Source organism: Micromonospora sp. NPDC000668 (assembly GCF_042897975.1).
In the GTDB taxonomy this organism is placed as follows: Bacteria; Actinomycetota; Actinomycetes; order Mycobacteriales; family Micromonosporaceae; genus Micromonospora.
Genome location: NZ_JBIAYP010000003.1, coordinates 580,839 through 596,966, shown reverse-complemented (window position 1 = coordinate 596,966; position 16,128 = coordinate 580,839). Strand labels below are relative to the sequence as shown.

11 protein-coding genes and 1 riboswitch are annotated in these 16,128 nt (G+C 72.9%); of the genes, 7 read left to right on the top strand and 4 right to left on the bottom strand.

Annotated features, from left to right (window positions below):
- Window positions 1-16 precede the first annotated feature (16 nt).
- The gene (locus ACFY29_RS18950; RefSeq protein WP_386987787.1) at window positions 17-5,860 is read right to left on the bottom strand and encodes a ThuA domain-containing protein; all 5,844 of its coding nucleotides are present in this window, start codon (window positions 5,858-5,860) and stop codon (window positions 17-19) included.
- Between the two features lie 311 nt (window positions 5,861-6,171).
- A riboswitch (TPP riboswitch) is annotated at window positions 6,172-6,281 on the top strand.
- Here ACFY29_RS18950 and thiE point away from each other — a divergent pair.
- The 7 genes from thiE to thiC all read left to right on the top strand — a co-directional run bounded on the left by thiE (window position 6,276) and on the right by thiC (window position 12,200).
- Window positions 6,276-6,902, top strand: coding sequence for a thiamine phosphate synthase (gene thiE / locus ACFY29_RS18945; RefSeq protein ID WP_386987784.1), 627 nt, complete (start codon window positions 6,276-6,278; stop codon window positions 6,900-6,902). Its footprint overlaps the riboswitch before it by 6 nt.
- Entirely contained in the window at window positions 6,896-8,104 is a 1,209-nt protein-coding gene (gene thiO, locus ACFY29_RS18940; protein ID WP_386987781.1) for a glycine oxidase ThiO, read from the top strand. The genes thiE and thiO overlap by 7 nt, the downstream gene beginning before the upstream one ends.
- Complete coding sequence (gene thiS, locus ACFY29_RS18935; protein WP_355609833.1) at window positions 8,095-8,295, top strand: sulfur carrier protein ThiS; 201 nt, start codon at window positions 8,095-8,097, stop codon at window positions 8,293-8,295. The genes thiO and thiS overlap by 10 nt, the downstream gene beginning before the upstream one ends.
- Window positions 8,292-9,071, top strand: coding sequence for a thiazole synthase (locus ACFY29_RS18930; protein WP_328420471.1), 780 nt, complete (start codon window positions 8,292-8,294; stop codon window positions 9,069-9,071). Before thiS ends, ACFY29_RS18930 begins: the two co-directional genes overlap by 4 nt.
- A 116-nt stretch (window positions 9,072-9,187) precedes the next feature.
- The gene (locus ACFY29_RS18925) at window positions 9,188-9,808 is read left to right on the top strand and encodes a thiamine phosphate synthase (protein ID WP_386987777.1); all 621 of its coding nucleotides are present in this window, start codon (window positions 9,188-9,190) and stop codon (window positions 9,806-9,808) included.
- Window positions 9,805-10,590, top strand: coding sequence for a bifunctional hydroxymethylpyrimidine kinase/phosphomethylpyrimidine kinase (gene thiD / locus ACFY29_RS18920; RefSeq protein WP_386987774.1), 786 nt, complete (start codon window positions 9,805-9,807; stop codon window positions 10,588-10,590). The genes ACFY29_RS18925 and thiD overlap by 4 nt, the downstream gene beginning before the upstream one ends.
- Window positions 10,591-10,607: 17 nt before the next feature.
- A complete protein-coding gene (thiC, locus tag ACFY29_RS18915) occupies window positions 10,608-12,200 on the top strand; it encodes a phosphomethylpyrimidine synthase ThiC (RefSeq protein ID WP_386987771.1) in 1,593 nt (530 codons plus the stop codon).
- Window positions 12,201-12,277: 77 nt separating this feature from the next.
- Here thiC and ACFY29_RS18910 read toward each other — a convergent pair whose 3' ends face one another.
- The 3 genes from ACFY29_RS18910 to ACFY29_RS18900 form a co-directional block, all read right to left on the bottom strand.
- A complete protein-coding gene (locus tag ACFY29_RS18910) occupies window positions 12,278-14,794 on the bottom strand; it encodes a hypothetical protein (protein WP_386987769.1) in 2,517 nt (838 codons plus the stop codon).
- Window positions 14,795-14,871: 77 nt separating this feature from the next.
- Entirely contained in the window at window positions 14,872-15,180 is a 309-nt protein-coding gene (locus ACFY29_RS18905; RefSeq protein ID WP_328420462.1) for a cupin, read from the bottom strand.
- Entirely contained in the window at window positions 15,177-16,127 is a 951-nt protein-coding gene (locus ACFY29_RS18900; RefSeq protein ID WP_386988510.1) for an LLM class F420-dependent oxidoreductase, read from the bottom strand. The genes ACFY29_RS18905 and ACFY29_RS18900 overlap by 4 nt, the downstream gene beginning before the upstream one ends.
- Window position 16,128 lies beyond the last annotated feature (1 nt).

Here is a 16,128-nt window from a genome sequence, read left to right as displayed (position 1 = left end):
GAGGGGCCTCGTCGGATCAGAGCTGGCGACCGGGGGCGAGCCGGGTGGCGTCGCCACCGAGCCGCCCGGCACCCTTGACCGGCTCGCCGTCATTGGCCCGGACCCCGGCCTGGCTGGCCGCGCCCCCGAGCCGGACGATCATGGCGTCGGCGTCCCGGATCAGGACGTCCCGGATCTCGGCCTCCGCCACCAGGGTGGCGTCGGCGGCGAGCGCCCGGAACGCGGTCAGCTGCTTGATCGCCTGAGCGTCCTTGCCGGACGCCTCGGCCTTCCGAGCCGCGTCGAGCTTCGCCGTCAACTGCTTGTGCGCCTGGGCCGACAGCCGCCCCGTCGCCTTGAACCGGTCCAGCAGGTTCTGCATGTCCCGGAACGAGGTGGTGACGAAGAACCGGACCGCCGAGGTGGTCTTGTTGCCCGCCTTGTCGGTCGCGGTCACGGTCAGCTCGTGCAGGCCGAGTGGCAGCTCGTACATGGCCTGCAGAGTGCCGCTGACGTACGGCCGGCCGTCCAGGTCGCCGACCACGGTCGCGATGCCCGAGGTCGGGTCGACGGCCTGCCAGGACACCCGGACATCCTGGCTGTCCCCGTAGAGCTGACCATCGGCGATCCCGGACACCAGCAGCGTCGGCTTGGTGCCGTCGATCCGCAGCACCGCCGACTTGAGCGTCTCGGCGTTGCCCGCCTTGTCGGTGGACCGGAACAGCAGCTCGTGCTGCCCGTCACCGGTCACCTCGACCGGCGCCGAGTACGGCGTCCAGGCGCCACCATCCAGCGACCACTCCACCGTGCTGACCCCGGACCCGGCATCGGTCGAGGTCAGCACGACCGGGATGGTCCCGTTGTGCCAGCCGGCGTCGTTCGCGGGAGCGAACGTCGCCGAGGTGACCGGCGCGGTGGCGTCGATCTTGACCGCGACTGTCTTCGTCGACTCCACGTTGCCAGCCTCGTCGGTCGAGCGGAACCGCAGCTCGTGCTCGCCGTCCCCGCTGACCGCCACCGGAGCGGTGTAATCCGTCCAGGTGGTGGCCCCGTCCAGCTGGTACGCCGTACCGGCCAACCCACTGCCGCCGGCCTCGTCGACGCCGGTCAGGGTGACCGTCACCGGCCCGGTGTACCAACCGTCGGTCGGGGTGCCGGAGACCGCCGCCGTGGTCACCGGTGCGGTCTCGTCGGCCGCCTCGGTGCTGAGCCGGAAGTAGTCGAACCCGGCGGTCTTAGAGGCGGTCTGGTTGGCGCCGAGGGTGAACAGCCCGACCTTCGGGGTGGCCCCGACCGCGCTGTTGGTGAGCGCGGTCAACGCGGTCCAGGTTGCCCCGTCGGCCGAGTACGACGCGGTGAAGGTGTCGCCGCTGCGGGCCAGCCGCAGGTACCACACCGCACTGGTCAGGTTGCCCGCCTCCGGCTGCGGGTTCTGGACCGTCCCGCCGATCTCGCTGCGGAACTCGATCCGCCGCGTCACCGGCTGGCCGGGCTGATTGTCCGCGATGTAGTCGAACTTCAGGTAGTTGTCGTCGTCGCCGTGCACGATCAGGCCGGCCTGCTGGTACTGCTCGTTCAGCAGGCTGCCGTCGACCTTCGTCTCCAGGGTCCAGTCGCCGGACGGCGCGGTCTGGAGGATGAAGTTCTTCGGCCCGGTGTTGTCGCCGCCGTAGATGTCACCGTTGGGCACGTCGACCCGCAGCGCGCCACCGGTGACCCGGTAACCGTTCGGGTCCTCCCGCAGGATCGCGTTCCACCGGCACTTGTCCAGCGCGTCGCCGGTGAACTCGTCCGACGGCTCGACCGGCCCGGCCGGGGCGTCCGGCGTGATCTGGAACCAGTCGAAGCTCGCGTCGACCACCGGCGCCGCGGTGCCACCGTTGAGCGCGAAGAGCCCGATCCGTGGGTTGGTGATGCCGTCGAGCGCGGCCGACCGGCCGACCGGGGTGAAGGTCTGGCCGTCGGCCGAGACGGCCGCGGTCAGGGTCGTCCCGTCGCTGGTGATCCGCAGGTGCAGCGTGTCACCGGCCGGTGCGGCGGTGCTGTCGGCAGCCTCGTTGCGGGGCGTGCCGGCCGTCTCCCGGATGAACTCCACCCGCCGGCTGCCCGAGTAGAGCAGGTCCAGCTTGGCGTAGTTGTCGTCGTCGCCGTACACCAGCAGGCCGGCCTGCTGGTAGTTGGTCGTCACCGGCAGGGTGACCCGGGTGGTCACCTGCCAGGCCCCGGTCGGAGCCGGCTGGAGCACCAGGTTGGTGGCGTCGTTACGGCCGCCGTAGAGGTCACCCACCGCCGTGGGCAGCCGCAGCGCGCCTCCGCTGACCGAGTAGAGCTGGTTCTCCCGGACCACGCTGGTCCACCGGCCCTTGTCGAGGCTGGCGCCGGTGAAGTCGTCCGAGCGCGCCCCGAAGCAGGACGTGTTCGGCGCGTCCACCCGCACCGGCACCGTGGCGTACGCCCTGGCGCCCTTGCTGTCGGTCACCGTGAGGGTCGCGGTGAAGGTGCCCGGGCTGGTGTAGGTGTGGCTGGCGTCCACAGTGGTCGCCGTGCCGCCGTCACCGAAGTCCCAGGCGTACGTCAGCGGGGTGTCACCCTCGGCGTCGGTGGCCGTGCCGTCGAAGGTGACGGTTACCGGCGCGGTGCCGGTGGCCGGGGTGGCGGTGGCGCTCACCGCCGGCGGCGCGTTCTCGGTGACGCCGCGGCCGAGGAAGTCCATCCAGTTGACGTTGAGCAGCGATCCCGCGCCACCGTTCGGGTCCCGGGCGACGAAGTACAGCGTGCCGCTTCCGGCGCCGGTCACCGGCGCGGTCACGTCCGTGTACGTCTGCCACCCGCCGGTGCCCGGGACGGTGGCCGTGGCGACCACCGGTCCGTCGACCGCACCGGCGCGGACCTCGATCCGGCCTCCGGAGGTGGCCGAGGCGGCCCGGAACCGGATGTCGGTGATGTTGGTGAGGTCCGCCGGGGCGAGCGACCACCAGTCGCCGTCCTCGATGAACCCGATGTTCTGGCCGCCGCCGGCGGTGTCGCCGGTGGTCTCCCGCTGCACGCCGGCGTCGCCGCCGCCGGTGCTCACCGGCGCCCGCCCGGTTGCGGTGAAGTACTCGGCCTGCTTGCGCTTGGGCTGCAACTGCTCGATGGCCCGCCCGGTGAGCGGTCCGGCCCCGCCGGTGCCGCCCTGGTCGGTGTAGGTGGCCTCGAAGACGGCGAAGACGTTCGCCTCGGCGCCGTGCCCGGAGGCGAGCGACGTCTGGACCGTGCCGGTGCAGCCGGTGTGCTGCTCCAGCGGGTGGGCGTGCTCGTCGTGACCGAGCAGCACCTGGAGCTGCACCCGGTCGCAGTCGATCTGCCCGTCCTCCGGGTCGGTCACCCTGACCGTGTAGCGGACCTGGTCACCCCAGTCGAAGAAGCCGCCGTCCGGCGGGAACTCGATGGTCACGGTCGGCGCGGTGTTGCCCACGGTGACCGGTACGTTGGCCACCGCGGTACGGCCCTTCGGGTTGGTCACGGTGAGCTGGGCGGTGTAGCTGCCCGCCGTGGCGTAGGTGTGCGTCGGGTTCGCCTCGGTGGAGGTCTGGCCGTCGCCGAAGGCCCAGGCGTAGGTGAGCGTGCCACCGTCCGGGTCGCGGGAGCCCGCGCTGGTGAAGGCCACCGTCAGCGGTGCCGGTCCCGAGGTGGGCGTGGCGTCGGCCACGGCGATCGGTGCCCGGTCACCGGCGATGTAGTCGATCCGGTAGACGCCGGAGTCGTCGTTGTTGCCGCCGAAACCGGTGCCCCACTCGATCAGGTAGAGCGCGCCGTCCGGGCCGAACTCGAAGTCCATCGGCCGGATCAGGCTCATCCCGGTGAGCAACTGGTTGATGTCCACCAACGACTTGCCGTCGGGGGTCACCTGCATGGTGTACATCTTCGACTGGTTCCACTCGCCGAAGAGCGCCTTGCCGTCGTAGTACGCGGGCCACTTCCGGTCCGAGTTCAGGTCGGCGTCGTACCGGTAGACCGGGCCGGCCATCGGGGCGCCGCCCCCGCCGATCTCGGGGAAGAGCGGGTTGCCGCTGTAGTCGTAGTCGACGGTCGCCGGGACGACCGGCGGCAGGGCGGTGAGGCCGGTGTTGTTGGGTGAGTTGTTCACCGGCGCCGCGCAGTCGAACTTCGCCCCACTCGGGCCGGACGGGAACGTGTAGTCGTTGTAGGCGTAGTTCGCCCCCGTGCAGTACGGCCAGCCGTAGTTGCCGGGCGTACCGACGATGTTCCACTCCACCGTGCCCTCGGGGCCGCGATTGGGGTTGGCCGCACTGGCGTCCGGCCCGTAGTCGGCGACGTAGAGCGTGTTGGTGCCGGGGTCGATGCCGATCCGGAACGGGTTCCGGAAGCCCATCGCGTAGATCTCCGGCCGGGTCTTCTCGGTCCCCTGCGGGAAGAGGTTGCCGTCCGGGACGGTGTACGTCCCGTCGTCCTCCGGATGGATCCGGATCACCTTGCCGCGCAGGTCGTTGGTGTTGCCGGAGGTGCGCTGGGCGTCGTAGTCCTGCCGGCCGGGCCGCTCGTCGATCGGGGTGAACGCGTCCGACTCGAACGGGTTGGTGTTGTCCCCGGTGACCAGGTAGAGGTTCCCGTTCCCGTCGAAGGTCATGCTGCCGCCAGCGTGGCAGCAGGTGTTGCGCTGCGTGTCGACCCGCAGCACCTGCTTCTCGCTGGCCGGGTCGATGGTGTCGCCGGTCACGGTGAACCGGGACAGCAGGTTACGCGCCACACCGTCGTTCGGGGCGTAGTAGAGGTAGACCCAGTGGTTGGTGGCGAAGTCCGGGTCGAGCCGGATGCCGATCAGGCCGTCCTCGTTGCCGGTGAAGACGTTCAGGTCGACGGCGGTGACGGTGTTGCCGGTGTCCGGCTTGACGATCTGCACCCGGCCGTCGCGCTCGACGTAGAAGACTCGCCCGTCCGGGGCGATGTCCAGCTCCATCGGGTTGCTGGTGTTGCTGTCCAGCGTGACCTTCTCGAAGCTTGACGTCTTCGAGGCGCCACAGTCGGCGTCCGCCACGCCGGCGGCGGTCCGGATGCCGCCGAGCAGGTGGCTGAGGAACTCCGGCTCGGCGTACGACTCCCGAGTGTGCCCGCCCCCCGTGTACCAGGAGCGGCCGCCGTCGAAGTCCTGGCACCAGGCGATCGGGTGGTCGGCGCCCATCGCGCCTGCCCCCGGGGTGTAGGTCTTCTCGTCCAGGCTGGCCAGCACGTGCACGTCCGGCCGCGGGTTGGTCTGGTAGTTGTACCACTCGTCGAATCGGGACCAACGGTCCGGCAATCCGGTCGTGGACGGGTGGGCGTGCTCCTCCACCTTGACCGTGGCCTGCTGGTTGGCCGGGTGGTTGGCGAAGTACGCGCCGACCAGGTCGCCGTACCAGGCCCAGCTGTACTCGGTGTCCGAGGCGGCGTGGATGCCGACGTAACCGCCGCCGGCCCGCACGTAGCGCTCGAACGCCGCCTGCTGCCCGGCGTCGAGGACGTCGCCGGTGGTGGAGAGCCAGATCACCGCCTTGTACTTGGCCAGGTTGGCGTCGTTGAATGCGGCGCCGTCCTCCGAGTTGTCCACGGTGAATCCGTTGGCGACGCCGAGCTGTTGGATGGCCTCGATGCCGGTGGGAATGGAGTCGTGCCGGAAACCGGCGGTCTTGGAGAAGACCAGGACGGAGAAGGGATCGGCCGCGGCCTTCGGCGCCTTCGGCACCACCTGGGTGACCGGGGCTGCGGCTGGCGCCTCTCGTGGGGGGACCTGCGCGGCGGCCGGAGCCGCCTGCGCCGGCAGCCCGAACAGGGTCGTCGAGGCGAGGGCAAGGGAGATCAGGGTCGCAGTGATGGGTACGCGGGCACGACGAGAATCGGACACGCCGCCTCCTATGTCGCGGTGGACAGGGATCGCGGGGGCCGGCTCGCCGAAGACCGTCCCAGATGGAGCCGGTGCGGGCGCCGTGCCAGGGCGTCCACTCCAGCATTTTGTCGAATCGCTGAACAAATTAATTCGGCTGGATCAATGTCGGGCAAGATGCCGACGGGTAACGGTTCTGCAACGGCGGGCGACATTCCGAACAGGACCGCATGAAGCGCCCAACGGATCTCGCCACGCGCCACGGCCGGGGCCCGCCGACCAGCCGCCGACCCCGCCTTGGCAGACCGGCGGAACTGTCGTACGGTGACACGCAAGTAACCCACGGGAGCCCGGTGTACCGGGCTGAGAGGGGGGCTGACAGCCCCCGACCGTCGAACCTGATCCGGGTAATGCCGGCGCAGGGAGGAGAGTTGCCGTGCCGTCCCTGGGGCGACTGCATCTGATCACCGACACCCGACCCGGGCGGGATCCGCTCACCGTGGTCCGGGCCGCCCTCACGGCGGCCCGCGCCGACCTGGTGGTGCAGGTCCGGGTCGAGGACTCCGCCACCGACCGCGAGGCGTACGACCTGGCCCGCCGGGTGCTGGCGCTCTGTGCGCCGTACGGGGCGAACTGCCTGGTCAACGACCGGCTGCATGTGGCGCTGGCGGTGGGCGCCGCCGGTGGGCACGTCGGGGCCGATGACCTGCCGGTCGCCGCGGCTCGCCGGGTGCTCGGCCCCGCCGGTGTGCTGGGAGCCACCGCCCGCGCGCCGGGGACGGCGGTCGAGGCGGTCGCCGCCGGGGCCAGCTACCTGGGCGTCGGGCCGTGCCACGCCACCAGCACCAAGTCCGGGCTGCCCGACCCGATCGGCCCAGCGGGGGTACGCGCGGTCACCGGCGCCGTCGACGTGCCGGTCATCGCGATCGGCGGGGTGACCGCAGACCGGGTGCCGGCGCTGCGGGACGCCGGGGCGTACGGGGTGGCCGTCGTCGGCGCGATCTCCGCTGCCGCCGACCCCGCCCGGGCCACCGCCGAGCTGCTCGGGGCACTGACGTGCTGACCGGCCGGTCCCCGTCGACGCGATCCGACGACCGGGCCCGGCCGGACGTGGCGGTGGTGGGGGCGGGCCCGATCGGGTTGGCGATCGCCTGGCGGTGCGCCGCGCGCGGGCTGCGAGTGGAGGTGCACGATCCGGCCTCCGGCTCGGGGGCGTCGGCCGTGGCTGCGGGCATGCTCTCCCCGGTCGCCGAGGCGTACTTCGGTGAACGGCAGTTGACCGGGTTGCTGCTGGCGTCCGCCGCCCGCTGGCCGGCGTTCGCCGCCGAGCTGACCGAGGCGACCGGCGCCGAGCTTGGCTACCGGACCGAGGGCACCCTGATGGTCGGGCTGACCGGCGACGACCTGGCCGAGGCGCGCCGGCTCTGGGCGTACCAGCAGGGGTTGGGACTGCCGGTGACCCCGCTGCGCCCCACCGAGCTGCGTGACCGCGAGCCGGCGCTCGCCCCGCGGGTGCGCGGCGGCGCGCTCGCGCCCACCGACCACCAGGTCGACCCCCGGCTGCTGGTGCCGGCGCTGCGCACGGCCGCCCGGCGGGCCGGCGCGGCGCTTGTGCCGCAGCCGGTCCGGCACCTCTCCGAGGTGGACGCCCGGATCACCGTGGTCGCCGCCGGGTGCGGCGCGGCCGCCCTCACCGGCCTGCCGGTGCGGCCGGTGAAGGGCCAGATCCTCCGGCTGCGCGCGCCCGACGGCGTCGCGCCGGGCTTCCGGCACGTGATCCGGGGGTACGCCGACGGCGAGCACGTCTATCTGGTGCCCCGCGCTGACGGCGAGGTGGTGCTCGGCGCGACGGTCGAGGAACGGTCGGACACCACGGTCACCGCCGGCGCGGTGCTGCGCCTGCTCCGTGCCGGCGTCGACCTGCTCCCCGAGCTGGCCGAGTACGACTTGGTCGAGGCGGTCGCCGGGCTGCGCCCGGGCACCCCGGACAACGCGCCCATCCTCGGGCCGCTGCCCGGCCGGCCGGACGTGCTGGCCGCCACCGGGCACCACCGGCACGGCATCGTGCTCACCCCGGTCACCGCCGACCTGATCGCCGACCTGGTGACCACCGGCGTGCCCGACCCGCTGCTCGCGCCCTTCCAGCCCGACCGCTTCTCCAGCAACTCCCCGGAATCCACCGGCGCGGTCGGTGTCGGTGGGCTGGCTGGGTCCGGTGCCGTCGGTGTTGGCGATCGGACGATGGAGGAGGACCGATGGAGTTGACGGTGAACGGGGCCGGACGCAGCGTCCCAGGTGGCGCGTCGGTGGCCGACCTGGTCCGCGACGTCGCACCCCAGCAGCGCGGGGTGGCGGTCGCGGTCAACGGCGAGGTGGTGCCCCGGGCCGGCTGGCCGGCGACGGTGCTGCGCGACGGTGACCGCGTCGAGGTGCTCACCGCCGCGCAGGGCGGGTGAGCGGCGTGCCGTTCGAGCTGGGCGGAGTCACGTTCACCTCGCGGCTGATCCTCGGCACCGGCGGAGCCGCGAATCTGCACGTGCTGGAGCAGGCGATCCGGGCGTCCGGCACGGAGCTGGTCACCCTCGCACTGCGCCGGGTGGACACCGCCCCGGGCTCAGCCGGTGGGCTGTTGGAGCTGCTGGACCGGTGCGGGGTACGGCTGCTGCCGAACACCGCCGGCTGCTACACCGCCCCCGAGGCGGTGAAGGTGGCCCGACTGGCCAGGGACGCGTTCGACACCGACTGGATCAAGCTGGAGGTGATCGGCGACGAGCGGACGCTGCTGCCCGACGGGGTGGAACTGCTCCGCGCCGCCGAGGAGTTGGTCGCCGACGGCTTCACCGTGCTGCCGTACACCAGCGACGACCCCGTGCTCGCGCGCCGGCTGGCCGACGTGGGCTGCGCCGCGGTGATGCCGGCCGGCGCGCCGATCGGCTCGGGGCTCGGCATCGGCAACCCGCACCACATCCGGCTGATCCGGCAGGGCGTGGACGTGCCGGTGATCCTCGACGCCGGCATCGGCACCGCGTCCGACGCGGCCCTGGCCATGGAGCTGGGCTGCGACGCGGTGCTGCTGGCCAGCGCGGTCACCCGGGCCGCCGACCCGGTGACGATGGCCACCGCGATGCGGTACGCGGTCGAGGCGGGCCGCCTGGCCGCGGGCGCCGGACGGATCGCCCGCCGCTTCCACGCCCTGCCGTCCACTCCGGATGAGGGAAGACCCGACCTGTGACCCCCACCCCACCTCCGTCTGCGCCGGGACGAAGCCCCACAGATCTTGGACCGGATTCTTCCAAGACCTCGACGGGGACCGTGCCGTCGGGCGTCGTGGTGTTGACGGATCGGCTGATGGCGCGGGGGCCGCTTGACCTGGTCGTGGCGGGGGCCGTGGCTGGGGGAGTGCGATGGGTGGTGCTGCGGGAGAAGGATCTGCCCCGCGCCGAGCGCGCCGCCCTCGCCGCCGACCTGCGCGCGATCCTCAGCGAAGCCGGCGGAACCCTGATCGTGGCCGGTCCCGACCCGCTCGGCGGCGACGCCGTCCACCTGCCCGCCGCCGGCCCGTACCCGCCACCGACCCACCCGCTGGTCGGCCGCTCCTGCCACAACCAGTCCGAGCTGCGCCGCCTGACCACCGAGCACTACACCACCCTCTCCCCGGTCCACCCCACCAGGACAAAGCCGGGCTACGGCCCACCCCTGGGCACGGCAGGGCTGCAAGAACTGATCCAGGCCAGCCCGGTGCCGACCCTCGCGTTGGGAGGCATCGAAACCCCGGCCCAGGTCACCGCCTGCGTCCAGGCGGGAGCCATCGGAGTAGCGGTACTCGGCGCGATCATGCGAGCCGACAACCCCACCGAAGCAGCCACGACCCTGACCAGAGCCTTCGAAAAGGCGGTCACCCCGATGACGCAAACCCGGCGCGGAGGCGCGCAGGTCCCCCCAACCGCAACCACCGGAGACCCAAGATGACACCGAGCACAGTGCTCACCATCGCCGGCTCCGACTCCGGCGGCGGCGCCGGCATCCAGGCCGACCTCAAGGTCTTCGCGGCGCTCGGCGTGTACGGCACCAGCGTCCTCACCGCCGTCACCGCACAGAACACCCGGGACGTCGACGCCGTCCTGCCGCTGCCCCCGCGCACGGTCACCGAACAGCTCGACAGCGTGCTCACCGACTTCACGGTCCGTGCGGTCAAGACGGGGATGCTCGGCACCCCCGCCGTCGCCGACGTGGTGGCCGAGGCCGCCCGGGAGGGCCGGCTGCCCCAGCTCGTCGTCGACCCGGTGCTGGTCGCCACCAGCGGCCACCGGCTCGGCGTGGTCAGTGCGGTGGAGCGGCTGCTTCCGTACGCCAGGGTGGCGACGCCGAACTGCGCGGAGGCCGCGGCCATCACCGGACGCCCGGTGGACGACGTGGCCGGGATGGTCGTGGCCGCCGAGGCCCTCGCGGCCGGCGGCCCGGAGTACGTGGTGGTCACCGGCGGCGACCTGGACGGGGGAGAGGCGGTCGACGTGCTGCACGGCGGCGGCGTGACCACCCTGCTGCGCGCCCCACGCGTGGCCACCCGGCACACCCACGGCACCGGGTGTTCGTTCTCGGCGGCGATCGCTGTGCGGCTCGCGCTGGGCGATCCGGTGCCGGCGGCGGTCGGGGCCGCCAAGGAATACGTGCTCCGCGCGCTGACCGGCGCGCGGAGTTGGGAGCTGGGCGCGGGACGCGGGCCGCTGGACCACTTCGGCTGGTCCGCTTGATCACCAGGGAGGCTGTCATGCAGGCACGAGGCAAGGTGTACGTCGAGGGGTCGCGGCCGGATCTCCGGGTGCCGTTCGCCGAGGTGGCGCTGACCGGCGACCATCCACCGGTACGGCTCTACGACACGTCCGGCCCCGGCTCGGACCCGGAGGTGGGGCTGCCGCCGCTGCGGGGTCGGTGGATCGCCGAGCGGGGTGACGTCGCCCCGGTGCGGGGCGCGGGTACGCCACTGGCCGGGGTGGCCGGGCACCGCCCGACCCAGCTCGCCTACGCGCGGGCCGGAGTGGTGACGCCGGAGATGGAGTTCGTGGCGATCCGGGAGAACGTCGACCCGGAGTTCGTCCGGGCCGAGATCGCGGCCGGTCGGGCGGTGCTGCCGCTCAACGTGAACCACCCGGAGTGCGAGCCGGCGATCATCGGAAAGGCGTTCCTGGTCAAGGTGAACGCCAACATCGGTACCTCGGCGGTCAGCTCGTCGGTCGCCGAGGAGGTGGAGAAGCTGACCTGGGCCACCCGTTGGGGTGCGGACACCGTGATGGACCTGTCCACCGGCAAGCGGATCCACGAGACCCGCGAGGCGATCGTGCGGAACTCGCCGGTGCCGATCGGGACGGTGCCGATCTACCAGGCCCTCGAAAAGGTCGGCGGCGACCCGGTGAAGCTCAGCTGGGAGGTGTTCCGGGAAACCGTGATCGAACAGGCCGAGCAGGGCGTGGACTACATGACGGTGCACGCCGGGGTGCTGCTGCCGTACGTGCCGCTGGCGGTGGACCGGGTGACCGGGATCGTCTCCCGGGGCGGCTCGATCATGGCGGCCTGGTGCCTGGCGCACCACGAGGAGAACTTCCTCTACACGAACTTCGCTGAACTGTGCGCGCTGCTGGCCCGCTACGACGTGACCTTCTCCCTCGGCGACGGGCTGCGGCCCGGCTCGATCGCCGACGCCAACGACGAGGCGCAGTTCGCCGAGCTGCGCACCCTCGGCGAGTTGACCACGGTGGCCTGGGAGCACGACGTGCAGGTGATGATCGAGGGTCCGGGGCACGTGCCGATGCACAAGATCAAGGAGAACGTGGACCTGCAGCAGGAGTGGTGCCACGAGGCGCCGTTCTACACGCTCGGCCCGCTGACCACCGACATCGCCCCGGCGTACGACCACATCACGTCGGCGATCGGCGCCGCGATGATCGGCATGTTCGGCACCGCGATGCTCTGCTACGTCACCCCGAAGGAACACCTGGGCCTGCCGGACCGGGACGACGTGAAGGCGGGCGTGATCGCGTACAAGATTGCGGCGCACGCGGCGGACCTGGCCAAGGGGCACCCCGGCGCGCAGGAGTGGGACGACGCGCTGTCGAAGGCGCGGTTCGAGTTTCGCTGGGAGGACCAGTTCAACCTGTCGCTGGACCCGGAGACGGCGCGCTCGTACCACGACGCGACGCTGCCCGCCGAGCCGGCGAAGACGGCGCACTTCTGCTCGATGTGCGGCCCGAAGTTCTGCTCCATGAAGATCACCCAGGAGCTCAAGGAGTACGCGGCCCGTGGCATGAAGGACAAGTCGGAGGAGTTCGTCTCCGGCGGTGGCCGGGTCTACCTGCCGCTGGCCTGATCAACCGCACGGCGCCGGCCCGCTCGAAAGGTGGCGGGCCGGCGCTCGGGTGCGGCGGTGCAGGCCGTCGGTCGGGGTCAGTCGCGGTGGTGTCGACCGGTGGAGCGCAGCGAGCGACGACCGTTCTCCTGCTCCGGCTCGTTGTCCGCCACCGGCTTGCTCAGGCCGGCGACCCAGTCGACGAACTCCTCGTCCTGCGTCGGCAGCGGCTCCGCCGTTTCCGGTGCGGTCCCGCTCTCCTCGTCGGCCCGGGACCGGTTGCGGCGGAACAGGCCGCCGATGCGTCCCCGGCGGGAGGGCTGCTCGGCGTCATCCGTCGGCGTGGCCGCGCCACCGTCTGCGCTCGCCGGGCCGCCGGTGGCGTCGCCCGCCTGGGGCGGCCCGACGGCCTGCTCCGGTATGACCGGAGACGCAGCGGTCGGGGTGGTGGGTGCCGCCGAGCTGTCCTGCGGGTCTGCCGGCCCGGCGGGTCGGGGGGCTGTGAAGGCGTCCCAACGGGTGGCTCGGCCCAGGTCTGGCAGCGGGGCGCGGTGCCGGGGCCGGGGCGTCCACTCGGGCTCCTCGGCCCCGGTCGCGGCGTCCGAGGCGGTCGGTCCGCCGTCATTCGTCTGCGGCGTCGCGGTGGATGCCGCGGTGACCGGCCAGACCGGCGTGGCCGGCGTCCACCGGTCCGCCGCCGGGTTGCCGGCGGTCGCCGTCCCGAACAGCGGACCGACGGAACCGCTCTCGGTCACGGATCGCTCGGTGTCGGTGGCCCGGTCGGTCCCGGCCGTGTTGGCGGCAATGGATTGAGTGGCCGGGTCGGCCGTGACAGCCGGCTCCGAGCTCGCCGCCGGGTCGACCGTGACGGTCGGCTCCGAGGTCGTCCCCGGGCCGGTGGCGGCGACCGGGGTTGCCGGAGTCCCGGTGCCTCGGCCGGATGCGGTGCCCTGGGTCTCCTTGCCCGGCCGGGAAACAGTGCTGGCCTTGCCGGACCCGGCACCCGTTCCCTTGCCGGGCCGGCTGGCCTTCGCGGTGTCCGCAGCGGTCGTGCCGTCGGTCACGTCCGTGGTCGTGTCCGCCGGGGTGGCCTTCGGCTTGCGCGTCCGGCGCGGCTTGGGTGCCGGGGCGGCGGCCGCGCCCGCGTCGGTCGTGCCCATGTCGGTCGTGGCCGTGCTGGTCGACGTGGCCGTGCTGGTCGTGGCCGGCACTGCGGTGCTGGCCGCACCGTCATCGCCGGGGCTGCCCGTCGGACTGGCGGCCTTGGCGTCGGTCCGGTCCGACGTGGCGGTGGTGGCCGCCGGGGCGGTCTCGCTCGGGGTACGACCACCGGCGCGGCGGGGTGACCGGCCCCCGGCCGGGCCGTCCTGGACCGGCTCGCCGGTGGCCGTCCGACCGGTGATCGGCTCGCCCGCTGGGGCGGTCACGGCGGGGTCCGGTGCGGCGTCGGTGTGGTGGCGGGGGCGGCCGACCGGTCGGGGAACGGTGGCGTCCTCGGGGCCGGTCGGGTCGATGGGGACCAGACCGTGCTGGCCGCTCGCCGTGGTAATCGGCCAGTCCCAGTGTGCCGGGACGGTGCGGACGGTGCCGGTGGAGTCGCCGTCGCGCCGGTCCTGGCCGGTGCCGGCCAGTTCGACGCCGGTAGGCGCGACGGTTTCCCGGTCGTCGGCCGAACCCGCCGGCTCGGCGCCGGGCAGGGCTGGGCCGGCGGGCAGCGGCCGCAGGATGTCGGTGGGTTCGATCGCCTGCGGATCGGAGGTGCGGGCATGCACCGGCCAGCGCAGCAGGGCGGCGGCGGCCGCGCCGAGCACGCCGGCGAGGACGGCGATCAGCGCACCGTAGTAGGGGGTGGCCTGGTAGCGGTCCACCGCGTCGCCGGGGCCGGCGGTCAGATAGGCGAATGCCACCAGCGCCGGGCCGGCCACCCCGGTGGCCCCGCTGATCAGCGGGATCTGGCCCCGCCAGCGGGAAAAGCCGGCGGTCGCCGCACCGGCGAGCAGTGCCGTGGTGGGCAGCAGGAGCAGCCCCAGCCGCCGTGCCGCGCCGTCGTCCAGCCAGCTCGGCTCGAGTACGCCGAGCCGGACCGTGGGCAGCGGGCCGGTGGTGCCGAGCGACGGCAGGACGGAGATCAGCGCAAGCACCCAGACGATGCCGGCCACGGCCGCCATGTTCCAGCCCAGCTCGGGTCGGAGCAGGACGCCGATAGCCGCGCCGGCCCCGATCACCGCGCCGAGCACGGCGCAGATGCCGACCGCCCAGACCGGGTCCACGGAGATCAACTCGGCGGCCCGGGCCGGCTGCATGCAGAGCGGAGCGACGATGGTGGCGCCGAGCGCGGCGGCACCCCCGACGGCCAACTGCCGACCGGTGGTGACCGGCAGCCCGTCCCGGCGGGCCAGCCGTCCGGTCAGGACGGCGCCGGCCACTGCGGCGTTCGCGGCGAACCAGCCCACCCAGACGAGCTGGGCCGGCCACTGGTTGACGGTCGTACCGGTGAAGGCGCCGGTGAGCCGGACGATGCCGAAACCGTACGCGATGCCGAGCTGGCCGGCTCCGGCCAGCACGCTCACCCCGAGCGCCGTGAGCAGCAGTCTGCCCCAGGTCCGAAAGGCCATGTCCGGCACGTTACGCACCCGGTACACCCGATCGCCACCGGCGCGCCGCGCGGCGTGGCGGCCCGCCGCCAGCGGGTCTACTTGAGTTCGACCAGCCGAGCCAGGTAAGTCGTGTCCCCGACATTGGTGAGCATGTGCACCGCGCCCGGGTCCCGGTAGACCACTCCGCCGGTGGGCTCGTCGGCGTCGATCCGGGTGCCGTCGACCGTCTGAATGACGTTCTTCGCACCCTCGATCGCCACCACCAGATAGGGGTGGTCGTGCCGGTGCAGCGGCTGTCGCTCGCCCGGTTCGAGCCGGATGTGCCAGACCCGGACCCGATCGTTCTCGTACACGATCTCCTGGCCCACCGGCCCGAGTTCGGTGCTGTCGATCACGTCGCTCATCGTTCTCCGTCCAGTTGCGGGAGCACCTCGGCGGCGATCAGCTCAAGGTGGTCGAGGTCAGCGAAATCGATCAGGCGCAGGTGGACCCGGGTGGCGCCGATCGCGGCGAACTCGCCGATCCGCTGCACGAGCTGCGCGGGCGAGCCGACCACCGGGTCCTCCGGGGGCAGAGCGCTCTTCTCGTGCAGTGGCGCGGCCCGCCGCTGCGCCTCCGCGTCGGTCCGCCCGATGGCCACCACGATCCCGGCGGAGAGCACCAGCGGTGCCCGTCCGGACTCGGTCCGGCCGGTTCGGTCGCACGCCTCCCGCACCCGCTCGTACGCCCCGGCGGTCTCCGCCACGGACTTGAACGGCATGTTGAACTCGTCGGCGTACCGGGCGGCCAGCTCGGGGGTGCGCTTGGGACCGCGCCCGCCCACGATGATCGGCGGCCCGGGCAGCTGCACCGGCTTCGGCAGGGCAGGGGCGTCCACCAGCTGGTAGTGGTCGCCGGAGTAGCTGTACGTCTCGCCCGCCGGGGTCCGCCACAGCCCGGTGATCACCTCAAGCTGCTCGGCCAGCCGGTCGAAGCGCTCGGCCACCGCCGGGAACGGGATGCCGTACGAGAGGTGCTCGCGCTCGTACCAGCCAGCGCCGATACCCAGCTCGACCCGGCCGCCGCTCATCTGGTCGACCTGCGCGACCATCACCGCCAGCGGACCGGGTGGCCGGAAGGTGGCCGACGTCACCAGGGTGCCGAGCCGGATCCGCTGGGTCTCGCGGGCCAGCGCGGCGAGGGTCAGCCAGGCGTCCGTGGGGCCGGGCAGGCCCGGGTCGGTGCCCATCGACTGGTAGTGGTCGGCGCGGAGGAAGCCCTCGAAGCCGCCCGCCTCGACCAGCCGGGCGAACCGGAGCTGGTCGTCGTAGCTGGCGCCCCGGTGCGGTTCGGTGAAGACCGACACCCGCATG

Bases quoted from the DNA above. Each gene is read 5' to 3' on its own strand.
- thiC (WP_386987771.1), top strand. From the start codon at position 10,608: ATGCAGGCACGAGGCAAGGTGTACGTCGAGGGGTCGCGGCCGGATCTC.
- thiS (WP_355609833.1), top strand. From the start codon at position 8,095: ATGGAGTTGACGGTGAACGGGGCCGGACGCAGCGTCCCAGGTGGCGCG.
- ACFY29_RS18925 (WP_386987777.1), top strand. From the start codon at position 9,188: ATGGCGCGGGGGCCGCTTGACCTGGTCGTGGCGGGGGCCGTGGCTGGG.
- ACFY29_RS18900 (WP_386988510.1), bottom strand. From the start codon at position 16,127: ATGCGGGTGTCGGTCTTCACCGAACCGCACCGGGGCGCCAGCTACGAC.
- thiD (WP_386987774.1), top strand. From the start codon at position 9,805: ATGACACCGAGCACAGTGCTCACCATCGCCGGCTCCGACTCCGGCGGC.
- ACFY29_RS18905 (WP_328420462.1), bottom strand. From the start codon at position 15,180: ATGAGCGACGTGATCGACAGCACCGAACTCGGGCCGGTGGGCCAGGAG.
- ACFY29_RS18910 (WP_386987769.1), bottom strand. From the start codon at position 14,794: ATGGCCTTTCGGACCTGGGGCAGACTGCTGCTCACGGCGCTCGGGGTG.